The 23,443-nt window shown below is 68.7% G+C and carries 19 protein-coding genes, 1 tRNA gene and 1 pseudogene; 8 read left to right on the forward strand and 13 right to left on the reverse strand.

Going from position 1 to position 23,443, the window contains the following annotated elements:
• The first annotated feature begins 58 nt into the window (after window positions 1-58).
• A complete protein-coding gene (locus tag CG747_RS26495; RefSeq protein ID WP_100604343.1) occupies window positions 59-445 on the forward strand; it encodes a chorismate mutase in 387 nt (128 codons plus the stop codon).
• A 127-nt stretch (window positions 446-572) separates the two neighbouring features.
• Here CG747_RS26495 and CG747_RS26500 read toward each other — a convergent pair whose 3' ends face one another.
• The 11 genes from CG747_RS26500 to CG747_RS26545 form a co-directional block, all read right to left on the reverse strand.
• Window positions 573-1,799 (reverse strand): acyl-CoA dehydrogenase family protein, encoded by a 1,227-nt coding sequence (locus CG747_RS26500; protein ID WP_100604344.1) that lies wholly within the window; start codon window positions 1,797-1,799, stop codon window positions 573-575.
• Window positions 1,796-2,203: a hypothetical protein gene (locus CG747_RS26505; RefSeq protein WP_100604345.1), complete on the reverse strand. Its 408-nt coding sequence runs from the start codon at window positions 2,201-2,203 to the stop codon at window positions 1,796-1,798. Before CG747_RS26505 ends, CG747_RS26500 begins: the two co-directional genes overlap by 4 nt.
• A complete protein-coding gene (locus CG747_RS26510; RefSeq protein WP_100604346.1) occupies window positions 2,200-2,616 on the reverse strand; it encodes a hypothetical protein in 417 nt (138 codons plus the stop codon). Before CG747_RS26510 ends, CG747_RS26505 begins: the two co-directional genes overlap by 4 nt.
• On the reverse strand, window positions 2,613-4,244 hold the full coding sequence (locus CG747_RS26515) for a type I 3-dehydroquinate dehydratase (protein WP_100604347.1): 1,632 nt from the start codon (window positions 4,242-4,244) through the stop codon (window positions 2,613-2,615). Before CG747_RS26515 ends, CG747_RS26510 begins: the two co-directional genes overlap by 4 nt.
• A complete protein-coding gene (locus tag CG747_RS49835) occupies window positions 4,232-4,354 on the reverse strand; it encodes a hypothetical protein (protein ID WP_257980724.1) in 123 nt (40 codons plus the stop codon). The genes CG747_RS26515 and CG747_RS49835 overlap by 13 nt, the downstream gene beginning before the upstream one ends.
• A 94-nt stretch (window positions 4,355-4,448) precedes the next feature.
• On the reverse strand, window positions 4,449-5,882 hold the full coding sequence (locus CG747_RS26520) for a hypothetical protein (RefSeq protein ID WP_180985716.1): 1,434 nt from the start codon (window positions 5,880-5,882) through the stop codon (window positions 4,449-4,451).
• Window positions 5,883-6,323: 441 nt separating this feature from the next.
• Entirely contained in the window at window positions 6,324-6,596 is a 273-nt protein-coding gene (locus CG747_RS26525) for a hypothetical protein (protein ID WP_100604349.1), read from the reverse strand.
• Between the two features lie 187 nt (window positions 6,597-6,783).
• Window positions 6,784-8,187, reverse strand: a complete 1,404-nt coding sequence (locus CG747_RS26530; RefSeq protein ID WP_100604350.1) for an OFA family MFS transporter — start codon at window positions 8,185-8,187, stop codon at window positions 6,784-6,786.
• Between the two features lie 84 nt (window positions 8,188-8,271).
• Entirely contained in the window at window positions 8,272-10,407 is a 2,136-nt protein-coding gene (locus tag CG747_RS26535) for an acetate--CoA ligase family protein (RefSeq protein ID WP_100604351.1), read from the reverse strand.
• A complete protein-coding gene (gene frc / locus CG747_RS26540; RefSeq protein ID WP_100604352.1) occupies window positions 10,407-11,636 on the reverse strand; it encodes a formyl-CoA transferase in 1,230 nt (409 codons plus the stop codon). Before frc ends, CG747_RS26535 begins: the two co-directional genes overlap by 1 nt.
• 13 nt (window positions 11,637-11,649) lie before the next feature.
• On the reverse strand, window positions 11,650-13,341 hold the full coding sequence (locus CG747_RS26545; RefSeq protein WP_100604353.1) for a thiamine pyrophosphate-binding protein: 1,692 nt from the start codon (window positions 13,339-13,341) through the stop codon (window positions 11,650-11,652).
• Window positions 13,342-13,729: 388 nt separating this feature from the next.
• On the opposite strand from CG747_RS26545, the gene CG747_RS26550 reads away from it, so the two are divergent.
• Window positions 13,730-15,319, forward strand: coding sequence for an aldehyde dehydrogenase family protein (locus tag CG747_RS26550; protein WP_100604354.1), 1,590 nt, complete (start codon window positions 13,730-13,732; stop codon window positions 15,317-15,319).
• 324 nt (window positions 15,320-15,643) lie between these two features.
• Window positions 15,644-15,728: transfer RNA gene (locus tag CG747_RS26555), tRNA-Leu, on the forward strand.
• On the opposite strand, the gene CG747_RS26560 is transcribed toward CG747_RS26555, so the two are convergent.
• A complete protein-coding gene (locus tag CG747_RS26560) occupies window positions 15,693-16,451 on the reverse strand; it encodes a zinc ribbon domain-containing protein (RefSeq protein WP_374701818.1) in 759 nt (252 codons plus the stop codon). The genes CG747_RS26555 and CG747_RS26560 overlap by 36 nt on opposite strands.
• A 125-nt stretch (window positions 16,452-16,576) precedes the next feature.
• Between CG747_RS26560 and CG747_RS48230 the strand changes: the two genes are divergently transcribed.
• The 5 genes from CG747_RS48230 to CG747_RS47455 all read left to right on the forward strand — a co-directional run bounded on the left by CG747_RS48230 (window position 16,577) and on the right by CG747_RS47455 (window position 22,649).
• Entirely contained in the window at window positions 16,577-16,867 is a 291-nt protein-coding gene (locus CG747_RS48230; RefSeq protein WP_180985717.1) for a hypothetical protein, read from the forward strand.
• Window positions 16,868-16,953: 86 nt separating this feature from the next.
• Window positions 16,954-17,235 (forward strand): hypothetical protein, encoded by a 282-nt coding sequence (locus CG747_RS48235; protein WP_180985718.1) that lies wholly within the window; start codon window positions 16,954-16,956, stop codon window positions 17,233-17,235.
• Between the two features lie 397 nt (window positions 17,236-17,632).
• The gene (locus tag CG747_RS26570) at window positions 17,633-18,367 is read left to right on the forward strand and encodes a WXG100 family type VII secretion target (RefSeq protein WP_100604356.1); all 735 of its coding nucleotides are present in this window, start codon (window positions 17,633-17,635) and stop codon (window positions 18,365-18,367) included.
• Complete coding sequence (locus CG747_RS26575) at window positions 18,364-22,152, forward strand: DUF6531 domain-containing protein (protein ID WP_100604357.1); 3,789 nt, start codon at window positions 18,364-18,366, stop codon at window positions 22,150-22,152. The genes CG747_RS26570 and CG747_RS26575 overlap by 4 nt, the downstream gene beginning before the upstream one ends.
• Before the next feature lie 11 nt (window positions 22,153-22,163).
• Window positions 22,164-22,649, forward strand: a complete 486-nt coding sequence (locus tag CG747_RS47455; protein ID WP_146022163.1) for a hypothetical protein — start codon at window positions 22,164-22,166, stop codon at window positions 22,647-22,649.
• A 642-nt stretch (window positions 22,650-23,291) separates the two neighbouring features.
• Here the strand turns inward: CG747_RS47455 and CG747_RS26580 are convergent.
• Window positions 23,292-23,443: pseudogene (locus CG747_RS26580) on the reverse strand (IS5/IS1182 family transposase); the annotation flags it as partial.

Here is a 23,443-nt window from a genome sequence, read left to right on the forward strand (position 1 = left end):
CGCACCAGCTGATCACGGACGAATCCCCTTGAACCCGACCAGAAACGGCGAGACGCACATGAGCGAAGGGACAGCACCGGCGGCCGGCGAAGCGGCCTCCGTCGCGGACGAGGCGGCCCGCGAGCGGCTGCTCTACCTGCGCAGCAGCATCGACAACCTCGATGCCGCGCTGGTGCATCTGCTCGCCGAGCGGTTCAAGTGCACCCAGCAGGTCGGCGAACTGAAGGCCCGGCACAGCCTGCCGCCCGCCGATCCGGCCCGCGAGGCCGCCCAGATCGCCCGCCTGCGCCGCCTGGCCGAAGACGCCCGCCTGGACCCGGCGTTCGCCGAGAAGTTCCTCAACTTCATCATCGGCGAGGTGGTCCAGCACCACCGCGCCATCGCCGACCGGGCCGTGACCGGCGGCGGACTGGAGCCGGAGGGGCGCCGGACGGCCGCCGAGTGAGCATTCGGTAGGTGCCCGGGAGGCGTTTGGGAGGGGCGTCGGGTGCTGGTAAGTGCTTTTGATACCACGGCACTTGTGCCCCATCTGCTCGCAAGCCGGCACCGGACGCACGCCGATCGAGGCGGGTTCAGGGTTTGTGGAACGACAGGTCGTGCTGCTCGCCGAGGACGGCTCGGCCGATGGTGGCCAGAACGTGGTCGTCGTTGTCATGCAGCTCGTAGAAGGTCAGATCGCGCAGGATGCGTTCCACCGGGCTCGGGCGGATCAGGCTGCGGGCACCGCACGCGCGGATGACGTGGTGCACCGTCTCTTCCGCGAGGTGCTCGATCACGTGCCAGGCCCGGTTGCCGGCGATCCGGGCCTCGTCCAGTCTGCCCTCGTCCCACAGCGCGGCGACGTGACGCAGCCAGAGGCGGGCGGTGTCGATGTTGACCGCCATGGCGCCCACCCGCTGCTGGACATGCGGGTCGCCGCCCTTGTCCTGCCGTTTCAGATACGCGAGTCCGTATGCGTACGCGGCCAGAGCGCCGCCGAGGAAGCTCGCCGCGTAGTGCGGGATGAACGCGGTCTGCCAGTGCCCTTCGAAGTAGCCGCCGGGACGGCCGATGAGGTGTTCACGCGGGACGAAGGTGTCCTCGAACCGCACCACGTGGCTGACCGTCGCGCGCATGCCGATCGGGTCCCACCACGAACTGTCCACCGTCACGCTCGGGTCGGACAGGTCGCATGCGAGCAGCAGGAGCTTCCGGTCGGCCCCCTGGGTGTGCCGGGCGCCACCGGGACCGGCCGGATCGACGAGCAGGATCGCCCACCGGGCCCCGGTGGCGCTGGTGGCGAACGCCTTGCTGCCGCGGAGGATCCAGCCGCCGGACACCGGGGTCGACGTGGTGCCGAAGCGATGGCTCTCGCCCGGCTTCGGTGCCTGGGGTTCGCCGCTCCAGGCACCCCAGATCTCGCCCTCTTCGACCACGCCGGCGAACCAGCGTCGTTTCTGCTCCGGAGGTGCCAGCGCGTCGATGAGGACGAGTGAGTTGGCGTGCCCTTCCCAGCAGCGGGCCAGGGACAGATCGGCCTTGGCCAGCGCGGTGGTCATCTCCCACAGCGGCAGGGTGTTGCGCTGCTGCGGGCCGTAGCCCAGGCCGCCGTATTCGCGGGGCACGGCGGCACCCAGGAAGCCCCCGGAGAACAGATCGTCGAAGTCCTCGGCGGGAAATACGGCCCTCCGGTCGTACTCCTCGGCACGGGGAGCGAAGCTGTCCTCGGCCAGCTTCGCCACGGCGTCGAGTACCGCCCCGTCGCCTTCGGACGCCGGAGCGCAGGCCGGACCGGTCGGGTGGTCCCGGTCGCCGGTCATCGCGGCTCGGCCCCTTCGGAGCGGTGGAAATGGGCGCGGTACATCACATTCGGCATCCGCGCGCCACCGGTGTGGACGGTGTGGACGTCGATGGTGAGCAGGCCGCGGTTGAGGTAGCCACAGAGGATGGCCTGGCGGGAACCGAGCGGGCCCTCGGCGAGGAAGGCCACGGCCTCGGTGGCGTCGATGTCGTCGGCCAGCGGGACGGCGGGCAGGGCGGCGCCGGTGACGGGCCCGTCGGCCAGTGCCTCCTGCGCGGCCTGAGGGGCGCCGCGCTCGGTGATCCGCAGCATGAGCCGGTTGCCGTCGACCCCGGCATCGACCAGGTGGATGCCGGTGGCCGCGGTGTCGAAGTTGATCCAGCTGCCGGCCAGCGGCGCCGGATCGACCGTCCGCGCAGTCATGGCCGCCCCTCCGCCCGGTGGTAGAACGAGCGGCCCCAATGGTCGGCGTGCCCGCCGCCGCTGAAGACGCTGGACGTGGTGGCCACCAGGATGCCCGTCTTGTGGTACGCGCACACGACGGTCCGCAGCGGGCCGAAGTCGTAGCTCGCCGAGAACGACCAGGAGACCGATGGTGCACCCGGCGCGCTGTATGCGACCGCCGGCACCTGGCCCCAGTCGCGTGGCTGCGGGCTGCCGGTGCCGAAGGCCCTCACCGCCAGGCCCTTGCCGTGCCGGGTCACGCTCAGTCGGAGGGGGCCCTGCGGACTGCGCTGTTCCGTGTTGACCCAGTCGCCCAGCAGCGGCGAGACATCGGGGGTGTCCGGCGGTCGCGGTGCGGCCGGACCTTCGTGGGACGCCGGACGGCTCGTCATGTCGCCTCCCTGCTCGCCGGTCGCAACGGGGACCGCGTCGGGGCCCGTCCCGCCGGTTCGGTGAGGTCGTGGACTTCGGCCGGCTCGGCGGAGTCGAAGCAGAGGGGGCGCAGGGGCAGCGCCGCGGGCAGCGGACGGCCGGTCAGCAGCCGGAACTGCTCGCTCACCTCGACGAACAGGACGTCCCAGCCGTCGATGCCGAGCAGCCCGCGGGCGCGGGTGGCGCTCATGAGCGCTGTCGGAGGATCGCGGTAGACCAGCTCCAGCACCACCGCGTCCCGATCGGCGGCGGTGATCGGAAACGGCGGCCGTTCCACCACGGGCGTGGCGTGGACGAGCACGGTGTGCCCGGCCGGGGAGAACCGGGACAGCGGCACGTAGGGGAGTCCGAGACGCGAGGAGGCGTCCCGGCCGCGCACATCCCCCCGGTTGACCAGGGTCACCCGGGCTCCGGCCTGGTCCAGGGCCAGCGCGACGGCCTGCCCGGCGCCGCCGCAACCGATGACGGCGGCCGTTCGGCCGCCCGGATCTACCCCGGCCCGAGCGAGGGTGCGCAGGGCGGCGACGGTGTCGGTGGTGGCCGCCCGCCAGCGCCCGGCGTCCAGCCACAGCACGTTGGCCGCGCCGCAGCGCAGCGCGTGCGGGTCGGCGATGTCGGCGACTTCCACCGCACTGCGCTTGTGGGGCGCGGTGACCGTGAGCCCGCGCAGCGGCAGCCGGGCCAGCGCACCGAAGCCGCAGGCCCAGCGCCAGAAGCGGGGGAACACGTCCACGGGGAAGGGCAGGTAGAGCGCGGGCAGCCCCAGGTGCCGCAGCGCCGCGTTGTGCAGCCTGGGCGCCAGCGAGCGTCCGGTGGCCTGGCCGGTGATGCCGAACAGGGCGTCGAGCGGGGGGAGCGCGGGCAGGCCGTAGTCGGTCCGCAGCTGTGCCACGCTGGGCATTCCGTCCGCCCCCGGGGCACCGGCCCGACCGAAGACGACTGGTGCGCCCAGCCACGGTGCCAGCACCCGGGTCCAGGTCCCGGCCGGACCGGAGGCGAACGCCGTCACGTCGGTGCGTCCGAGCCCGGTGAGCAGCAGCGGTGAGGCCGATCCGTACTGCGTGCCGGGCTGCGGCACGAGGAGGTACGCCGCCGCCGGTACGGACCGCATCGCGGCGAAACGGTGCCGCAGTGCCTCCGATGCCTCCCGCATGCCCGCCCCGAACCAGCGGTCGGCGCGGTTCTCCGGGCGGGTGGCCTCGGGCTGCTGCCAGGAGACCCGCCGCTGCCGGCTCGGGATGCCCGCCAGCAGCTCCGGCACCAGGTCGTCCATCGCCTCCAGATCGACGAGATCGTACTGTTCCGCCGCGCGCAGCAGCCTGGTGCGCCGTTCGACCGGGCCGAGCGCCGAGCGGCCGCCGTGGCGCCGGGAGCGCAGGCTGTAGGTCAGCGGCCCCCCGAAGTGCCTGCGCAGCCGGTGCGGATCGGGATCGCCGACCAGGTCGGCCCGGACCTCCAACGCGTCGGCCACTCCCGCCAGGCCGCGCAGGCGCGCGGCGCTGAGGTCCTCCGGTTCGGCGAGCACGGCGACCAGCTGGGCCCGCCGTCCGACGACGGACGCGCCGTAACCGCTCCTCAACAGCTCCACCGGACGTACTCCTCCAGACGGGACCGTTGCCGGACGAACGGATCGACCATGGCCACCACGTCCGCGTACCCGATGCCGCCGGCATCGACGTCGGGCAGCCACTCGGGCAACCGGCCACCAGTGCGAGCATCACCTTCCGCGGGACGACGCGCATCTCCGGAGCATCGCCCGACGCCGTCGGGGAGCGAGGGGGCCATCCGTGGCTCAGCCTCCCTCGAAGGGGGCCGCGAGCGGGCCGGCGCCGAGCAGCTCGCGCAGGCGGAGCCGGACGGACCGCTGGATGTGCCGGGCGCACCGGACGTAGACCTCCGGGGACTGCCCCTCGGGATCGGGGATGTCACCGCGCGGGTCCAGGCACAGGGTCCGTTCCTTCGCCTCGGGCGCCATCGCGATGACCTTGTCGCGATGGGCCCCGGTCATGCAGTAGATGATGAAGCTGACCCGGCACAGTTCCGGAGTGACCGGGCGCGCCCGGTGACGGCGGGGATCTCCGCGGCCCCGCACCCGGGGCAGCCCGAGCTCGACGAGCGCGGCGCGGGCTTCGGGGGCCATCGGATCCCCTGGACGCTTCGTCGCGACGCCCGCGCTGGAGAACCGGAAGGCATGTGCGACTCCCGCCTCCGCGACCTGGGCCCATGCGATGACCTCGGCCGTGGGCGAACGAGAGGTGTTCCCGCCGCAGACGAACAGCACCCGGTGCACCGGTCCGGTGGTGTGTGCCCGCCACCAGGAGGTGACCGACGGGTAGGCCAGCACCCCCGCCGCGCCGACGCCGAAGACGAGCGCGGCCAGCTGACCGGTCCCCGGCGCCTGGAGTCCGCTCAGCCAGGCAAGCGAGAAGGAGGCCACCAGACCGGACATCAGACTGGCGAACGCCCACGCCGGCACGCCCCAGGTGTACTCGCGCCGGTCGAGGTACATCAGCGAAGCGAAGACGAACAGCACCTCGTACGTCACGCCGATCCCCGCGGCCGCCAACGCGAGCGGGGTGCCGAGGAACGTGGTGAAGCCCGCGCGCAACTGCGGTTGCCCCGCCAGCGCCCCCGCCGCCAGCAGCAGTGTCAGCCAGACCGGTGCGGCGACATGCTCCTCCACGAAGAACCGACGGTCTGTCGCGGCCACCCCGGTCTTGGCGACCCGGCTCATGATGTCGAAGCGGCCGAGATAGCCGACGAGGTAGGTCAGCACGCTCAGCACGGCGGCCGATGTGAGGTAGTAGCTGTTCACATCACCGAGGGCCACCGAGACCGCGGTCAGACTGAGGCACAGTGCCGCCCACGAATATGGCGTCACCTGCCGTTTACGAGCCTTGTCCACCAAGGGGGAGAAACTCAGAACTCCCCCGCGCATCAACAGCAGCATAAAGAGGATGGAGACGCCGGAAAACGTGTAGTTCATCGTGGTGGTGCCGATGATGAGCGAGGTGAAGAATCCGGACGCCAGCGTTTCCCGACCGATGGTCGGAATGCGGATTCCGCCGACGGAACCGCGCCGCATCTGCCGCCACCAACCCGTCATCACCAGGAAGATCGGCATCACGACGAGCTGGCCGAGGACGCTTGCGGGAAGCAGCTCAAAGCCGCTGACCGGCCCGTGCGACAGCGGAGTCACACCACTGGCCAGTGCTTTCACGAGCATCGCATAGGGAATGTACGATATGAAATACCCGAAGGTGAGCCAACCCATACGCAGGCCCGTTGCTGATCGAACGTCAAGGTCTTCTTGCTGCCGGTGAAATAGTGCGGTCGGCGGTGACTGATTATTCGGCCGCTCGCATCCGGAGTGAAATCCGAGCCTTCGGTGACTCCAGTATCACCGCTTTGCGTGACCGGATATTGTAAAACCGCGCGCTCGGCGACCTTGGGGATCTGTTCCGGCGACGCGGCGGAAACCCGGAACCGCTTGCGGGAAGACAACGCGGCTCTACCGAAAAGGCTACGCCGCAGGCGGGCGCACGGCCACCGTATGCAGCACAGGCCGATCGGCCGCGGACCGCACGCGCAAGACGCCCGGACGCCCCGCCCCTGCCGTGGCAGGTGCGGGGCGTCCGTCGGTCGTTCGCCGATGGGCGTACGGCCGTCAGCGGTGCGTACGGGCGGTCCGGCCGACCGGGTGCTTGGCCGCGGTGCCCTGGGGCCCCTTCAGCTTGTCCGCGGTCTTGGCGACGGCGTTGACCACGGAGCCGATGTTGACGTGGGGCTTCTTGACGACGCCCTTGGAGACCGCGTCGCCGTTGAGCAGGTTGTCGGCCGCTGCCGCGACCCCCCGGTGGCCGTCGGCGAACGCGGGGGCGGCGACGCCCAGTGCCATCACCGCGCCGGCAACAACCGCAGCGGCCTTGGAGTACGTCATGGTGGACAGTCCCTTTCTGGTGCAGAGAACGAGCGGTGTCTTCCGCCGGCGCGACGGACGTACCGGCCGTGTGCTGTCGCGCACGGCACGCTCCCCGTCGGCACTCACCCAAACGGCCTTGCCGCCCCCAGGACACGGCACCGTTCCCAACTCCTTCGGAAAGCACCCGAACGTGTCGCCGTCCCGCTCAGGTGATCTCCCGGCTGAACGGACGGGGGTTGGGCGCCACATCGCGTAACCGGGTCCGCCCCGGCTGATGCAGCAGCAGGGTGAACGCCGCCGCCACCAGGGAGACGCCGCCGGCCAGCAGATACGCGCCGTCGTACCCCCAGGCACTGACCACCAGCGCGCCCAGCCCGCCGCCGAACAGGCCGCTGATCAGCTTCCCGCTGTACACCAGGCCGTAGTTGGTGGCGTTGTAGTTCTCGCCGAAGTAGTCGGGGGTCAGGGCCGCGAAGAGCGGGTAGAAGGCGCCGCCGCCGAAACCGGAGAGGAAGGCGAAGAACAGGAACAGCCACTGACTGTGCAGGTCCCCGGCCCACAGCACCCCGAACTGGGCCAGTCCCAGGACGACGATCACGAAGACCAGGGTCGTCTTCCGGCCCCACAGGTCCGACAGCCAGCCGACCACGGCCCGTCCGACGCCGTTGACGACGGACATCACCCCCATGGACGAGGCCGCGACCAGCGGACCGAACCCCGCCTCCTTCGCGAAGTCCACCTGGAACGAGATCCCGAAGATCGAGACGCCGGCGGTCAGCACCACGCTCACCCACATCAGCGGGAGCATGCCGCTGCGGACCGCTTCCATGGGCGTGAACTGCCGGACCGCCGGCGGGTTCTTCGCCAGGAATGCCGTGTGCCGCCCCGTCCCTCCGGAGTGCGAAGGATCGACCTCGGCGGGCCACCAGTTCTTCGGCGGGTCCTTGAAGAACCAGGCACAGCCCGCCACCACGAGCAGGACGTAGATCCCGATGCCGTCCAGCACCTCACGGAAATCCGAGGTGTCGAAGGCGTAGTTGAAGACGAAGATGAACGGCAGCGCGCCGTAGGCGAATCCGCCGTTGACGAATCCGGTCTTCGCGCCGCGCCGCTCCGGGAACCATTTGCCCACCATGTTGATGCAGGTGGCGTAGACGAGCCCGGAGCCGATGCCGCCGACGACCCCGAAACCGCAGATCGCCGCCGGCACATGGCGCAGATGTCCCAGGGACACGAAGCCCAGCAGGCTCAGCGCCGCCCCGACGAACATGGCCCGGCGCGCGGTCAGGATGCCGCGCTCCCGTAACCAGCCCGCCGGAAAGGCGATTCCGGCCTGGAAGAACACCCATACGCTCAGAATCCAGAAGGTGTCGCTCTGGGACCAGCCGTGTGCGTGCGACAGCGTGTCCTCGGCCGATCCGTAGGCGTATTCGGAGACGCTGATGGCCATCATCGCCAGCCACGGCAGATACACCATCAGTTTCCGCGAGTGGCCGCCGAGCAGTTCCCGGTCGGTCTCGCCGATCCGGTAGACCCGGCCCTTTGCGTCGGTGATTTCCCGATACGCGATCCTTGTTGTTCCCGTGCTGTCCCGTCCGCCGTGCTCCATACCGTTCACCTCGGAATCGAAAGAACCCGGTCAGCGCGCCCTCTGCTCCTTCTGCTCGATCTCTTCGTGCTCCGGGGAACGGCCTCAGGTGCCCAGCAGCCCCGCGGCCCGCGCCCAGCGGTACTTCGCGCCGAGCGCCGCCACCGGCTTCTCGGTCGTGTAGGGGTAGGCGACGACCCCGTGCGCGAAGAGCCGCGCGGCCGCCTCCTCGACCTCGGTGTCCCCGGCCAACGACGCCACCACCGGCTTCTCGACGCCGCGCGCCCGGAACTCCTCGACGACCCGCACGGTCAGCTCCGCGAAGACCGCGGGCGGGGTGACGAGGGTGTGCCAGTACCCCAGCACCAGCGCATGGATCCGCGGATCCGACAGCCCCAGCCGGAGCGCCGCCTCGTAGGTGGCCGGCGGTTCGCCGCCCGTGATGTCGATCGGGTTGCCGGCCGAGCCGAACGGCGGGATCAGCCGGCGGAACGCCGCGTCGAGATCGGCCGGGATGTCCATCAGGCGCAGCCCGTTGTCGACGAGCGCGTCCGACAGCAGCACCCCGGAGCCGCCGGCGCCGGTGATGACCACCACGTCGTCGCCCCGGGGGACGGGCAGCACGGGCAGCGCGCGGGCGTACTCCAGCAGGTCGGAAAGGCCCGGCGCCCGGATCACCCCGGCCTGCCGCAGGATGTCGTCGTAGACCGCGTCGTCGCCGGCCAGCGCGCCGGTGTGCGAGCCGGCGGCGCGCGCCCCGGCGCCGGTCCGGCCCGCCTTCAGCACCACCACCGGCTTCTTCGGCACGGTCTCGCGGGCCGCCGCGACGAACGCCCGACCGTCCTTGAGGTCCTCCAGGTGCATCGCGATGCAGTCGGTGTGCGGATCCTCGCCGAAGTACGTGAGCAGGTCGTCCTCGTCGACGTCCGCCTTGTTGCCGAGCCCGACGATCGCCGAGACACCGGTCCGGGTCGTCCGGGCGAAGCCCAGGATCGCCATCCCGATGCCGCCGGACTGCGAGGTCAGCGCCACCCCGCCCTTGACGTCGTACGGCGTGCAGAACGTGGCGCACAGGTCCTGCCAGGTGGAGTAGTAGCCGTAGATGTTCGGCCCGAGCAGCCGGACGCCCCACTCCGCGCCGATCGCCACGATCCTTTCCTGCAGGGCGTGTTCACCGGTCTCGGCGAAGCCGGACGGGATCAGCACGGCGTTCGGGACGCCCTTGCGGCCGGCCTCCTCCAGTGCCGCGGGGACGCGGGGCGCGGGAATGGCGAACACCGCCACGTCCACCTCGCCCGGCACGTCCAGCACCGACCGGTACGCCTTGCGGCCCAGGATGTCGTCGGCGGTGGGGTGCACCGGATGGATCTCGCCGGGGAACCCGCTGTCGAGCAGATTGCGCAGCACCGAGTGGCCGATCTTGCCGGGGGTGCCGGAGGCCCCGACGACCGCCACCGAACGGGGCCGCATCAGCCGCCGCATCGCGGCGAGGATCTCCTCCCGGGTGTGGCGCGGTCGCCGCGGCGGCGTTTCCGTGCTCAGCAGGATCCGCACGTCCGCGGCCGTCGCCCCGTCCGCCGCGGCGAACACCGGGTTGAGGTCGACCTCCGCTATCTCCGGGAAGTCCGCGGCCAGTCGGGAGGTGCGGACGATCAGGTCGGCGAGCGCCGCACGGTCCACCGCCGGGCCGCCGCGCACCCCCCGCAGCGCCTCGGCCGCCCGGATGCCGTCCAGCATCGACGCGGCGTCCTCGGCCGACGCCGGCGCGAGCCGGAAGGTGACGTCCTTCAGCACCTCGACCAGCACCCCGCCCAGCCCGAACGCCACGACCTTCCCGAACGTCGGATCGGTGACCGCCCCGACGATCACCTCCTGCCCCTCCGGCACCATCTGCTGCACCTGCACACCGACGATCCGCGCCTGCGGGGCGTACGCCCGTGCGTTCGCCACGATCGCGGTGAACGCGCCGCGCACCTCGGCCGCCGAGCCGAGACCGGTCCGCACCCCGCCCGCCTCGGTCTTGTGCGGAAGGTCCGGCGAAACGATCTTGAGTGCCACCGGGAGGCCGATCCGGTCGGCGAGCGCCACCGCGTCGTCGGCGGTCCGGGCCAGTCCCTCGGCCGGCACCGGGATCCCGTACGCCTCGGCGACCAGCCTGCCCTCGGGCGCGGTGAGCACGGTCCGCCCCTCGGCCCGCGCCGCCGCCAACACGCCGCGTACTGCGTCCTCTTGATACTCCATCAGATCACTCCCGCAGTCTTCAGCCGCTGCAGCTCCGCGTCGTCCAGTCCCAGTTCCGCGCCGTACACCTCCGCGTTGTGCTCACCCAGCAGCGGCGAACGGCGCACTTCGACGGGGGAGTCGGAGAGCTTCAGCGGCGAACCGACCGTGGTGAAGGTGCCGCGCTGCGGATGCGCGACCTCGACCACCATCCCGTCGGCGGCCAGCGAGGGGTCCTCGATGATCTCCTTGGTCGACAGGATCGGCCCGCAGGGGATGTCGTGGGCGGTCAGCCTCGCCAGCACCTCCCACTTGGGGAGCGTGCCGCTCCACTCCTCGATCAGCTGGAACATCTTCGACAGCTTGGGCAGCCGGGCCTCCGGCGTCGCCCATTCGGGGTCCCGCGCCAGCTCCGGCCGGCCGATCAGCTCGGTGAGCGGCTGCCAGCCGACCGGCTGCACGATCACGTAGACGTAGTCGTTGGGCCCGCCGGGCGCGCACTTCACCGCCCACCCCGGCTGGCCGCCGCCGCTGGCATTGCCGCTGCGCGGCACCTCGTCGCCGAAGTCCTCGTTCGGGTACTCCGCCAACGGTCCGTGCGCCAGCCGCTGTTGGTCCCGTAGCTTCACCCGGCACAGGTTGAGCACCGCGTGCTGCATGGCGACGTTGACCCGCTGGCCGCGGCCGGTCCGGGTGCGTTGGAAGAGCGCGGCGAGGATGCCCGCGACGCAGTGCACCCCCGTGCCGGAGTCGCCGATCTGCGCACCGGTCGCCAGCGGCGGCCCGTTCTCGAAGCCGGTGGTCGCCATCGCGCCGCCCATCGCCTGCGCCACCACTTCGTACGCCTTGAAGGCGGTGTACGGGCCGTCGCCGAAGCCCTTGATGCTGGCGTAGACGATCCGCGGGTTGATCTCCTGGATGCGCTCCCAGGTGAAGCCCATCCGGTCGACCGCGCCGGGGCCGAAGTTCTCCACCAGGACGTCGCTGCGGGCGATCAGCCCGGTCAGCAGCTCCTTGCCGCGCGGGGTCTTGGTGTTCAGGGTGATGCTGCGCTTGTTGCAGTTGAGCATCGTGAAGTAGAGCGAGTCGGCATCCGGGAGGTCCCGCAGCTGACGCCGCGTGATGTCCCCGCCCACCGCCTCCAGCTTGATCACATCAGCGCCGAGCCAGCCGAGCAACTGCGTTGCGGAGGGCCCGGACTGAACATGCGTCATATCGAGGACGCGAATGCCGTCGAGTGCCTTGGACACGGCGGACTCCCTCCTACTTGTACATGGTCTGGTTCATCGTTCCGGGGGCGTAGGCGTCCGGATCGATCCACACGTTGATCAGCGACGGCTTCCCCGACTCGCGGGCGCGCCGCAGGGCCGGGCCGATGTCGGCGGGGTCGCGGACCTCCTCGCCGTGACCGCCCAGCATCCGCGCGAACGCGTCGTAGGGGACGTCGCCGAGGGTGTTGCCGACCCGCTCCCGCTCCACGCCGTACTTGGCCCGCTGGCCGTAACGGATCTGGTTCATCGAGGAGTTGTTGCCGACGATGCCGACGAACGGCAGGTCGTAGCGGACCAGCGTCTCGAAGTCCCAACCGGTGAGGCTGAACGCGCCGTCCCCGAAGAGCGCCACCACCTCCTTCTCCGGCCGGGCCTGCTTGGCCGCGAGCACGAAGGGGACGCCGACGCCGAGCGTGCCGAGCGGCCCGGGATCCATCCAGTGGCCGGGGGACCTGGGCTGGACGACCTGACCGGAGAAGGTCACCACGTCGCCGCCGTCCCCGATGAAGATCGAGTCCTCGGTCAGGAAGTCGTTGATCTCGCTGACCAGCCGGTAGGGGTGGATGGGCGAGGCGTCCGACCGCAGCTGCGGCAACCGCTTCGCCAGCGCGGCCTGTTCGGCGGCCCGCAGCTCGTCCAGCCACTCCTTGCGCTTGGCGGCGCCCGCGTCGATCCGCCCGGACGCGGCCTCGGCGACCGCCTTCAGCACGAGGCCCGCGTCGCCCACGATCCCCAGATCGACGTCCCGGTTCCGCCCCACCGTCCGATAGTCCAGGTCGATCTGCACCACCGTCGCGTCCGCCGACAGGCGCTTGCCGTAGCCCATCCGGAAGTCGAACGGCGTCCCGACGATCACGATGACATCGGCGTTGGCGAACGCGTACCGCCGCGACAGCTGGAAGTGGTGCGGATCGCCGGGCGGCAGCGTCCCCCGCCCGGCCCCGTTCATGTACGCCGGCACGTTCAGCGCCCGGACGAGTTCCACCGCGGCCTCGGTCCCGCGCGTCGTCCACACCTGGCCGCCCAGCAGGATCGCCGGTTTCTCCGCCCGCACCAGCAGGTCGGCCAGCCGCTGGACGTCCTCGGGGTCGCCGGCCGAACGGGTCGAGGCCCGGTAGTGCCCGGCCCGCGGCACGCGGGCCGTCGCCGTCGGCACCTCGGCGTCCAGCACATCGCGCGGGATCTCCAGGAACGACGGGCCGGGCGCCCCGTGGAAGCACTCACGGAACGCCATCGAGACCATGTCGGCGGCGCGTGCGGTGTCCGGCACGGTGGCCGCGAACTTGGTGATCGGCGTCATCATCTCGACGTGCGGCAGGTCCTGGAGCGACCCCATCTTGTGCTGGGCGCGCGCCCCTTGGCCGCCGATCAGCAGCATCGGCGACTCGGCCCGGAAGGCGTTGGCGACACCGGTGACCGCGTCGGTGGTGCCCGGCCCGGCGGTGACCACCGCACAGCCGGGCCGGCCGGTGAGCCGGGCGTAGCCGTCCGCGGCATGGGCGGCGACCTGCTCGTGGCGTACGTCCACCACCTGGATGCCCTCGTCGACGCAGCCGTCGTAGATGTCGATGATGTGGCCGCCGCAGAGGGTGTAGACGACCTCGACCCCCTCCGCCTTGAGCGCCTTGGCGACCAAGTGCCCGCCGGAGATGAGGTTGTGGGCGTCCCGGGCGTCTTCGGGCATGTGCATCGCTTCCCTTCGGGCGGCGGTCGCTGTTCCGCCGCCTCGACCTAGTAGACGAATCGCAGATTGAAGACTGTATACAGTCGTCGGTCGACGAATACTGTATGGATCCCGTTATCCCGCATCCCCCAGCCGTTGTCCAGGGGAAGCGCGGGGGACCGCAGCGATCACGCCACCCACCCACCGGCCCGCGCTCGCCGTCTCCCGCCCCTCTCCCCGAGCGCCGCCGGCCGCCCCGAGTGACACTCGCCCTATCCGGCGCCGCGGCACCCCGCGCCCCACCACGCCCCACCGCCGACGAGCAACGCGGCTCCTACGGGAGCCGCGCCCCACCACCCCGTCCCCCGGCCCAGCCCCTCCGGCCGTGCACCGAGAGCGGAGTCACCCGATGGCACCCACCCCCGTTCCCGATCCCACCCCCGACCCCGCCGCCGACGAGGTCCCGCCCCTCGTCCGCAAGCCCGGTACCGCCTGGTCGGACGCCTGGCAGCGCAGCCGGGCCGTGGCCCCCGAGGCGTTCCACGGCGACCAGGTCGGCAACCTCTGGGCCGGCGCCTGGCACCCGGACGGCCACCCGCAGCCCGCGGCCAGCCCCGTCGACGGCACCCCGATCGCCGGCCCGCCCCGCCTCGACGCGGACGCCGCCCTCCGGGCCGTACGCGCCTCCCTCGACCAGCACCGCACCTGGCGCGAGGTCCCCCTGGCCGAGCGGAAGGCGCGGATCGCCGCCACCCTCGACGCCCTCACCGAACACCGCGAACTGCTCGCCCTGCTCCTGGTCTGGGAGATCGGCAAACCCTGGAAGCTCGCCCAGGCCGACGTCGACCGCGCCATCGACGGCGTCCGCTGGTACGTCGCCGAGATCGACCGGATGCTGGTCGGCCGGTCCCCGCTGCCCGGCCCGGTCAGCAACATCGCCAGCTGGAACTACCCGATGTCGGTCCTCGTCCACGCCATGCTCGTCCAGGCCCTGGCCGGAAACGCGGTGATCGCCAAGACCCCCACCGACGGCGGCCTGGTCTGCCTCACCCTCGCCGGCGCCCTGGCCGCCCGCGAAGGCGTCCCGATCACCCTGGTCAGCGGCAACGGAAGCACGCTCTCCCCGTCCCTCGTCCGTTCACCGGAGATCGGCTGCGTCTCCTTCGTCGGCGGCCGCGACACCGGTGCCCGGGTCGCCACCGCCGTCGCCGACCTCGGCAAACGCCACATCCTCGAACAGGAGGGCCTCAACACCTGGGCCGTCTGGAACTACACCGACTGGCCGTCCCTGACCCCGCAACTCCGCAAGACCTTCGACTACGCCAAGCAGCGCTGCACCGCCTACCCCCGCTTCGTCGTCCAGCGCGACGCCTTCGCCGACTTCCTCGCCGCCTACCTCCCCGCCGTACGCAGCGTCCGCTTCGGCCACCCGCTGGCCGTCCCCGACCCCGCCGCGCCCCTCCCCGACCTCGACTTCGGCCCCCTGATCAACGCCACCAAGGCCAAGGAACTCGCCGACCTCACCACCGAGGCGATCTCCCGCGGCGCCGTCCCGCTGCACCGCGGCACCCTCGCCGACGGCCATTTCCTCCCCGCCCAGGACACCTCCGCGTACCTCCCCCCGACCACCCTCCTGGCCCCGCCCCCGTCCTCCCCGCTCCACCACGCCGAACCCTTCGGCCCCGTCGACACCATCGTCCTCGTCGACACCGAGGCGGAACTCCTCGCCGCCATGAACGCCAGCAACGGCGCCCTGGTGGCCACCCTCTCCTGCGACAGCGAGGAGACCTTCGAACGCCTCGCCCCGCAGATCCGCGCCTTCAAGGTCGGCCACAACGCCCCCCGCTCACGCGGCGACCGCGCGGAACTCTTCGGCGGCTTCGGCAACTCCTGGCGCGGCGCCTTCGTCGGCGGCAACCTCCTCGCCCACGCCGTAACCCAGGGCCCCACCGACGAACGCCTCCCGGGGAACTTTCCGGAGTATCAGTTGATGCCGTGAGGGTGGGGGGATGGCTTGGGGGCGTGGCGGTGGGGTGCCGTGAGGGTGCCGGGCTTGGGGCGGGATGGCGTTGCGGCGTGATCGCCGATCGTCGTCGTGATCGCCTGTCCTCACCCGGCGGCACCTGCCGGCACTCGCGCCCACCCTCCCCTCGACCGCACCGGGCGACCTCGTACGCCGTGTCGCCGGATCCGCCCTCACTTCCGCTCTCCAACCCCATAAGTGCCGCTTATGCCCGGCGTGGATACGCAGGTGAAAGCCACTCCGAAACCTTGGTATTGTTGTCCATGTCGCCGCGGGGAACGCCCCGCGAAGATCACCTAAGTCCGGGTGGCGGAATGGCAGACGCGCTAGCTTGAGGTGCTAGTGCCCTTTATCGGGCGTGGGGGTTCAAGTCCCCCCTCGGACACTCCTGATATGCACATGCTTCAGAGGGTTGTGACTCTACGGTCACGACCCTCTTTTGCATGTCGAGGATCAGCTTCAGCCCGAAACCCTCATACAGGGGTCGTTTGCGTTCGGGGGAGGCGGCGAGGAGCCGGTCGGTGATGGCGCCGAGCACGGTGACCATGTGCTGAATGTGCTCTGTGGTGAGGATCTCGGGGTGGGTCGTCGTCGTGGCGAGGAGATCTTGCTGGGCTGAGGCTTTCTCGGTCTGGGCTTGGTTGATCCATGTGGTGACGAGTTGCGGGTTGGCTCCGGCGTCGAGCGCGGTCCTGTACTGGGTGATGCGCCGGTCGCATTCGGCGATCATGCGCCGCGCTGCCGCGGTGGCTGTCGTGTCGGGGGACTGTGTGGCCTGTTCTTGCAGTGCGCGCAGCGTGGTGGTCAGCCGCCCGGGGGCGAAGGTCGTGGCGATCCACTTGTCGAGTGCGGGGAGGATGAGTTCCTCGCGCACGTAGACGGTCAGGGGGTGGTCCAGGGCGGTGGTTTTGGCGTACTCGGCGGTGTAGCGGCAGCGGTAGTGCGGTTTTCCGTTGTTGAAGGTGCCTTGCATCTTGCGGTGGCACAGGGCGCAGTGGATCAGACCGCGTAGGGCGTAGCTGCGGTCGGTGGGGCGGGGCTTTCGCGCAAGGTGGGGCTGTGTGCGGCGGGCTTGGCGCTTGGCCTGAGCGCGAGTGAAAGCGGCCATGGAGATCAGTGGCTCATGGACCGGCTGTGCGGACCAGATCCACTGCTCGGGGGCGTTCCGGGCGAGTTTGGTGCGGTGGCCGAGGGTGACGTCGTCGATGTCGAGGAGGACTTCGTCCTTGCGCTTTGACCCGTCAGACCGAGAAGGTGATCACCTGCAAGGAAGGGCCGTTGAACGACCTGCGGGAACTGGCCCGGCCCACAGCTTCGGACACCGTCCGCAGGCCGACCGGCCTCACCACGGCACCCAAACCTGTCCCAGTGGTTGACCAGCAAGGTTGCCGCATCGGACTGTTCGATGCCAACCTGATCCACGTCACCCATTTCGGCCTGCCGGTACGCAGTAAAACGAGGTCATCATCGCCGACTTGCTGCAGCGCCACGTGCAAGGGCGCTTCACATACGAGCAGCCTCTGATCGGGCGTGATGGCAAGAGGAAGTTTCCCGACTTCACCGTCACCACCGACAACCCGGACAGACCCGTCTAATGGGAGCACTTGGGCATGCTCAAGAACCCGAAGTACGCGCGGGAGTGGAAAGAGAAGAAAGCCTGGTACGCCGAGCAGGGGCTAATCCCCGGCGGTGGGCCGCATGAGGTGCTACTGGGCACCGACGACCTGCACGGCGTGAAGGAGGACGAATGGGAGGCTGAGTTCAACCAGTATCCGACCGCGGCGGATCACCCGGAGGCCACGCCCGTAGCAGCGGGTCCGCGCTCGGAAGGAGCGATCCGCTCAGGGGTACAAGGCCCGGTGCGAGGGCCGTGTTTTGAACCACGGCCATGAGCTTGATTCTGGCTCGGCCGCCGCGGCGACACCGTTCTGGGTGCAGGAGCCCGCGGGTGGCTCTACCTCGCGCTCTGGTCGGCATCAGCGCGTGTGCGATGGCATGGCGCACCAGGACTCAAACGGGGCGGCTACGGCAGCCGCAACTCACCCCGCAACACCGGCATGTGCCTATGGTTCAAGTCCCGGACACACATCCTGTACATGTAGCTCGCTTCGCGGGCAGGCGTAACCGGCACCCGCCTCGGCCTCCGGCTGGGAGCGGGCGCTTGGTGGCGTCGATGACGCTATACATAGCATCTCATTGACTGCTCATTGCTATCTCTTGGTGTAAGTCTGATGCCCTGTAGTCGGCACGTTCCACCAAGGGGGATGTAAATGGAAGGGGGGATTCCGTATGGCGATCGAGCTGCCGGACGAGGTGGTGACGTTCCTTCAGTTCATCGGGGTGAACTGGCCGAGCGTCAACGAGGACAAGGTCCGTGAGTTCGCGTCCCATGTGCGGGACTTCGCGCAGAAGCTGGACGAGACCCACAAGGGCTCGACGTCGACGATCCACCAGTTGGCCGAGGTGTATCAGGGGGCGTCGTACGAGGCGTTGCTGACCAAGTGGGGGCAGCTGTCGGACGGGCATATGTCGGAGCTGGTCAATGCCTGTCACACGGTGGCCACCGCGCTGGATGTCGCGGCGGACACGATTGTGGCGATGAAGGTCGAGGCGATCGGTGAGCTGATCGTGCTGGCCATCACGTTCGTGGCCGACCAGGCCGCTGCCGTGGCCACGTTGGGGATCGCGGAGGCGGCCGAGGCGCTGGTGATAGCGGCGGGCAAGAAGCTCGTGAACTTCCTTGAGCAGCAGTTGGAGCAGTACATCATCGGCCAGGTCGTCGAGGCGGCGATCAACCCCTTGGTGGAGGTGGTCGGCAAGGCGGTGAGTGGCATGGCCTTCCAGGCTGCCGAGTCCGCGCTCGGCGTCTCCGGCGGTGGGGGCGGGGGCGGTGTGGGGGAGAGTTTCTCGATCCATCCGGAGGAGTTACACAAGCGCGCCGAGGCGTTGCGTGGGCATGCGCGGACGGTGGCGTCGCACGCCGCCGATTTCGAGTCGAAGGCTGCGGGGGTGAGCTTCGAATGAGCAATCGGATCGTCAAGGCGTTGGAGCACGGTGCGGAGAAGCTGGGCAAGACCCTGGCCAAGGACGCGAGCAAGGCCGTCCAGGACCTGTACCACGGGGCGGGCGACCGGCTGAAGAAGGTCGCCACCAACCACGCCGAGAACGACGCGAAGCACGCCGCCGAACTCGACAAGCTCCTCAAGGGCCGCAAGGACGATATGCCGCACGCCCCCCATGCCACGGGCAGCGGCAGGAAGGGGGCCGGCAGTCCCAAGAGCCCGGCTCGTGAGGCGACTGACGGGGATGTGCACGGCAATAGCCGGACGCAGGACAGCGTGTGTTCAAACGGTACCGACCCCATCGACCTGGCCACTGGGAAGATGTATCTGCCGCAGACCGATGTGGACCTGCCCGGTGCGCTCCCGCTGGTCTTCCGTCGGCGCGTCGAATCCGGATACCGCGCAGGGAAATGGTTCGGCCCTTCGTGGTCGAGTACCGCTGACCAGCGGCTGGAGATCGACTCCGAGGGTCTCATCTTCGTTCACGAGGACGGTCTGCTGCTGACCTACGCTCACCCCGAGTCCGGCGCGCCGGAACTCCCGTCGGCGGGACCACGTTGGCCCCTGGCACACGCCGGCGACGGTGGTTACACCATCACCGATCCTGTCAGCGGCATCACGTGGTATTTCAGCGTGCACAGTGACTCTGTTGCGCTATTGGACGAGATCTCCGACCGCAACGGAAACTGGATCACTTTCGAGCACGATGCTGACGGTGTCCCAACGGGTATCCAGCATGGGGGCGGCTATCACCTGAAGATCGCCACGGAGGAAGACCGTATCTGCGGTCTCCACCTTGTGGGAGCTGGCCCAGAGGGCGGTGACCAGCTGCTCGTCAGTTACAGCTACACCGACGGCAATCTCACCGCCGTGACCAATTCCTCCGGTCTGCCCCTTCGCTTCAGCTATGACCATGCCGGCAGGATCGAATCCTGGATCGATACCAACAACAGCAGCTACCACTACGTCTACGACGAACAGCACCGCTGCATCGCAGAGAGCGGCGAAGCCGGGCACATGAGCCTGCGCATCGACTACCGCGGATACGACGAGGCCGCCGGGACGCGGGTGACCACGACCACCAGCGGATCCGGCCACATCCAACGCTTCCACATCAACCGCGTGAACCAGGTAGTCGCAGAGGTCGACGCGCTCGGGGCTGTCACCCGCACCGAACGCGACCGCTACAACCGCCTGCTGAGCACGACCGATCCTCTTGGGCGCGTCACCAGCTTTACCTACGACGAGTCAGGCAACACCACGGCGGTGACACGCCCCGACGGACGGACCGCCACTGTTGCCTACAACGAACTCAACCTACCTGTACAGGTCGTTGGTCCCGATGGGGGTGTCTGGCGCTACACGTACGACGAACGCGGCAACCGCACCTCGGTGACCGATCCGAGTGGGGCTCGCACGAGTTATGTTCACGACGGCCGTGGCAACCTCGCGACGGTCACCGACCCCCTGGGCAATACCACCCGCATCGAATGCAATCAGGCTGGCTTGCCTGTCGTCGAGGTCAACCCGCAGGGTGCAACCACTCGCTACCAGCGCGATGCCTTCGGTCGCATCACGGCAGTCACCGATCCGCTCGGAGCCACCACGCAACTGGTCTGGACGGTGGAGAGCAAGCTTGCCGCCCGCATCAAGCCTGATGGCGCCTGCGAAACATGGACCTATGACGGCGAAGGAAATTGCGTTTCCCACACCGACGCCATCGGTGGGGTCACGCAGTACACGTACACACACTTCGACAAGCTGGCGTCAAGGACTGGTCCTGACGGAGCACGGTCCACGTACTCCTACGACCCTGAACTCCAGCTCGTCAAGGTCACCAATGCCCAAGGTCTGGAATGGTCCTACGCCTATGATCCGGCTGGCAGGCTCATATCGGAGACCGACTTCGACGGCAGCCCCCTTGGTTACACCTATGACGCCGCAGGACAGCTGACCAGCCGTACCAACGCGCTCGGTCAGAGCATCGTCTACGAGCACAACGGGCTCGGTCAGGTCACTGAGAAGGTCCTCGAAGGCTCTCGCACCACCTACTCCTATGATCCAGCCGGTCATCTCGTACATGCAGCCGGCACGGATGCCACGATGTCGTTGGAGCGCGACGCGATGGGACGCGTCCTCTCAGAGACCGTCAACGGCCGTACTCTCACTCATGCTTATGACCTCGTTGGGCGGCGTACCTATCGCCGCACCCCTATTGGGGCAGAGTCGCACTGGCGGTACGACACAGTCGGCAACCCCGCCGCGCTGACTGCCTCCGGCCACGGCATCGCCTTCCAGCACGACGCATCCGGCCGCGAAATCGGCCGCCGGCTTGGAGACGATCTCGCATTTTCCTACGCCTGGGGCCCCGCCGGCCGCCTTGTGAGCCAGATGGTGACCGCTGCGTCCTCGACGCTGCAGAGCCGCAGCTACACCTATCGGCCTGACGGCCATCTGACCGGGGTGGATGACCATCTGGCCGGCCCACGTCGCTTCGATGTCGACACGGTGGGGCGCGTCACTGGCGTCCGTGGCAACGACTGGACTGAGACTTACGCTTACGACGAGGCAGGCAATCAAACCAACGCCGACTGGCCGGCCAAACACCCCGGCGCGGAAGCACGCGGACCTCGCGTTGTCACCGGTACGCGGATCGGTCAAGCGGGCAATGTCCGCTATGAGCACGATGCCCAAGGCCGCGTCACCCTCAGGCAGAAGGTGCGTCTGTCGCGCCGCCCGGACACCTGGCGTTACGAATGGGACGGTGAAGACCGCCTTGTGGCCGTCACGACACCCGACGGCACACGGTGGCGCTACCTCTATGACCCCCTCGGCAGACGTGTCGCGAAGCAACGCCTGACCACCACCGGCGAAACCGCCGAAGAGACGCATTTCACCTGGGACGGTGCCAACCTCGCCGAACAGACCAGCACCTCGCCAGCGCATAAACACCCCGTCACCCTCACGTGGGACCACGACGGCCTGCGCCCCGTAGCGCAAACCGAGCGCATTACGGCTGCTCACGCGCCCCAGCACGAAATCGACCGGCGGTTCTTTGCGATCGTCACCGATTTGGTCGGTACACCGACCGAGCTCATCGGCACGCAAGGCGAGATCGCCTGGCGCACCCGCACCACGTTGTGGGGGGCCACGACGTGGACAAGCAGCAGCACTGCTTATACACCTCTGCGGTTCCCGGGGCAGTACTTCGACTCCGAGACAGGGCTTCACTACAACTTTCACCGCTACTACGACCCAGAGACAGCCCGCTACACGACGTCTGACCCGCTGGGCCTCAAACCTGCGCCTAACCCCTCCGCCTATGTCATCAATCCCCATACATGGGCTGACCCGCTGGGGCTAGCGCCCGAAGAAGGGTGTCCCTCCAGGCTCAAGCATGGCGAAATGTACATCTACCGTGCGGTCCAGCCTGGAGAACTCGAAGACATCATGGGGCCCGCGAACCGCCACTACCGTAATGGGCGCGGCCAGGAGATCAAGTATTTCTCGGAAACCCCGGAGGGAGCTGCGGCTTATGCGCGGGCCGCGTATCACGACTTCGGGGAGAAAGACGGCTATCAGCCTTACACTCTGACTCGGGCCGTGATCCGTCGTGACGCCATCCCGCCAGAAAACTATCTTCACCATCTGGCGGACGAAGGGGTCGAGAGCCCCTTCGTCCTCGACTCCGAACAGCTCAAGCGCGCAGGGCGCGTGAGAATCATCCCATCCATGCCGCACATATGATCCGGACGAACATGAACATCATCATCACCTCGGACAATGAATCGACGCTCGCACTGTGGCGGGCGCGACTCTCCCCGTTCCCACAGGTGCAGTTCACAAAAGAGCGGTCTGCTGATATCGAGGCCGATGCCGTGGCCATCTCCGGTATCTACGCATTCGAGCGATATGGCGGGCGTCCCAACTCCGCGATCGCGCAAGTCATCACCAATACGACGGGGGACGGGCTGCCCGGCTTGATTATTATTCCGCCAAGCCTACCCATGGTCTTGGGTCGGGAGAAGAAGCCTGTAGTTCACCCCGACTACAAGCAGACGAGCCCTGCTTATTATGCGATTTCGCATACGTTGCAGGCAATCGATGCCCTTAATTCACAGGGCGGGCGTACGGTCACGACCGTGATTTTTTCCCTTCCGCTGCTCGGAATGAACAGTCCACACGATGAGTCCACGCCAACTTCGGTAGGGCGGGCCATCGAAGAATACGGTCACAGTCGTTGATATCTGAGATCTTTGATCTCCGACACCTGATGCGTTTCAACCGATCATGAGCGCTCACTCGTACGAGTGACGTATCGGGTGTCTGCAGAGTAGTAACTTGTGGAGAGAGGGGGGTTTCCTGCGCGGGGGCGCGATAGGCGCGTGACGGTAGTGCGGAGCTACGGCAATCGCAGCTCGCCCCACATCACCGGCATGTGTGTAAGGTGCAAGTCCCCCCGGGCACGGAACTACGCACATGTTGGCGAGGCGTGTGACTCAACGGTTACGGCCCTCTTTTGCGTGTCCGCATGGAGGGTGAGTGCGAAACTCTGGCAACAGGAACGTTTGTGCTCGGGGAGCGGCGAGGAGTCATCGAGCCGAGCTCGGCGACCATGTGCTTGCACTTGCGGTCTTCTGAGCCTCGGGGGCTGCTGACGGTGGCCGGTACCGTAAAGGCGCTCTCGCCAGCATCGTGGCGCCGTGTGAACGCGACGTGATCACAATCGATCCAGGCGAGCTCGCCGTCCAGGACCGCCATGGATCTCCCCCATAACGGCTTCAATCGTGAGGAACTTGGCAACGACGTGCGGGGTGGGGCGCTATGAGGGTCGACGTACCACTTCGCGTGAGGTGACCTGGTGGATCATTGAGCGTTTTCCAACCTCACGCTGATGCGTGGTGAAGGACCAGGACGGCTTTCACGACGTCGGTGATGCGGTTCGTGCTGCAGCGAAGCTTCCGAAGGAGACGCCAGCCCTTGAGGGTGGCCATGGCCTGCTCACCGACGCAGTGGATCTTGGCGTGGGTGGTGTTGT

The organism is Streptomyces sp. CB02959, assembly GCF_002803155.1.
GTDB lineage: Bacteria > Actinomycetota > Actinomycetes > Streptomycetales > Streptomycetaceae > Streptomyces.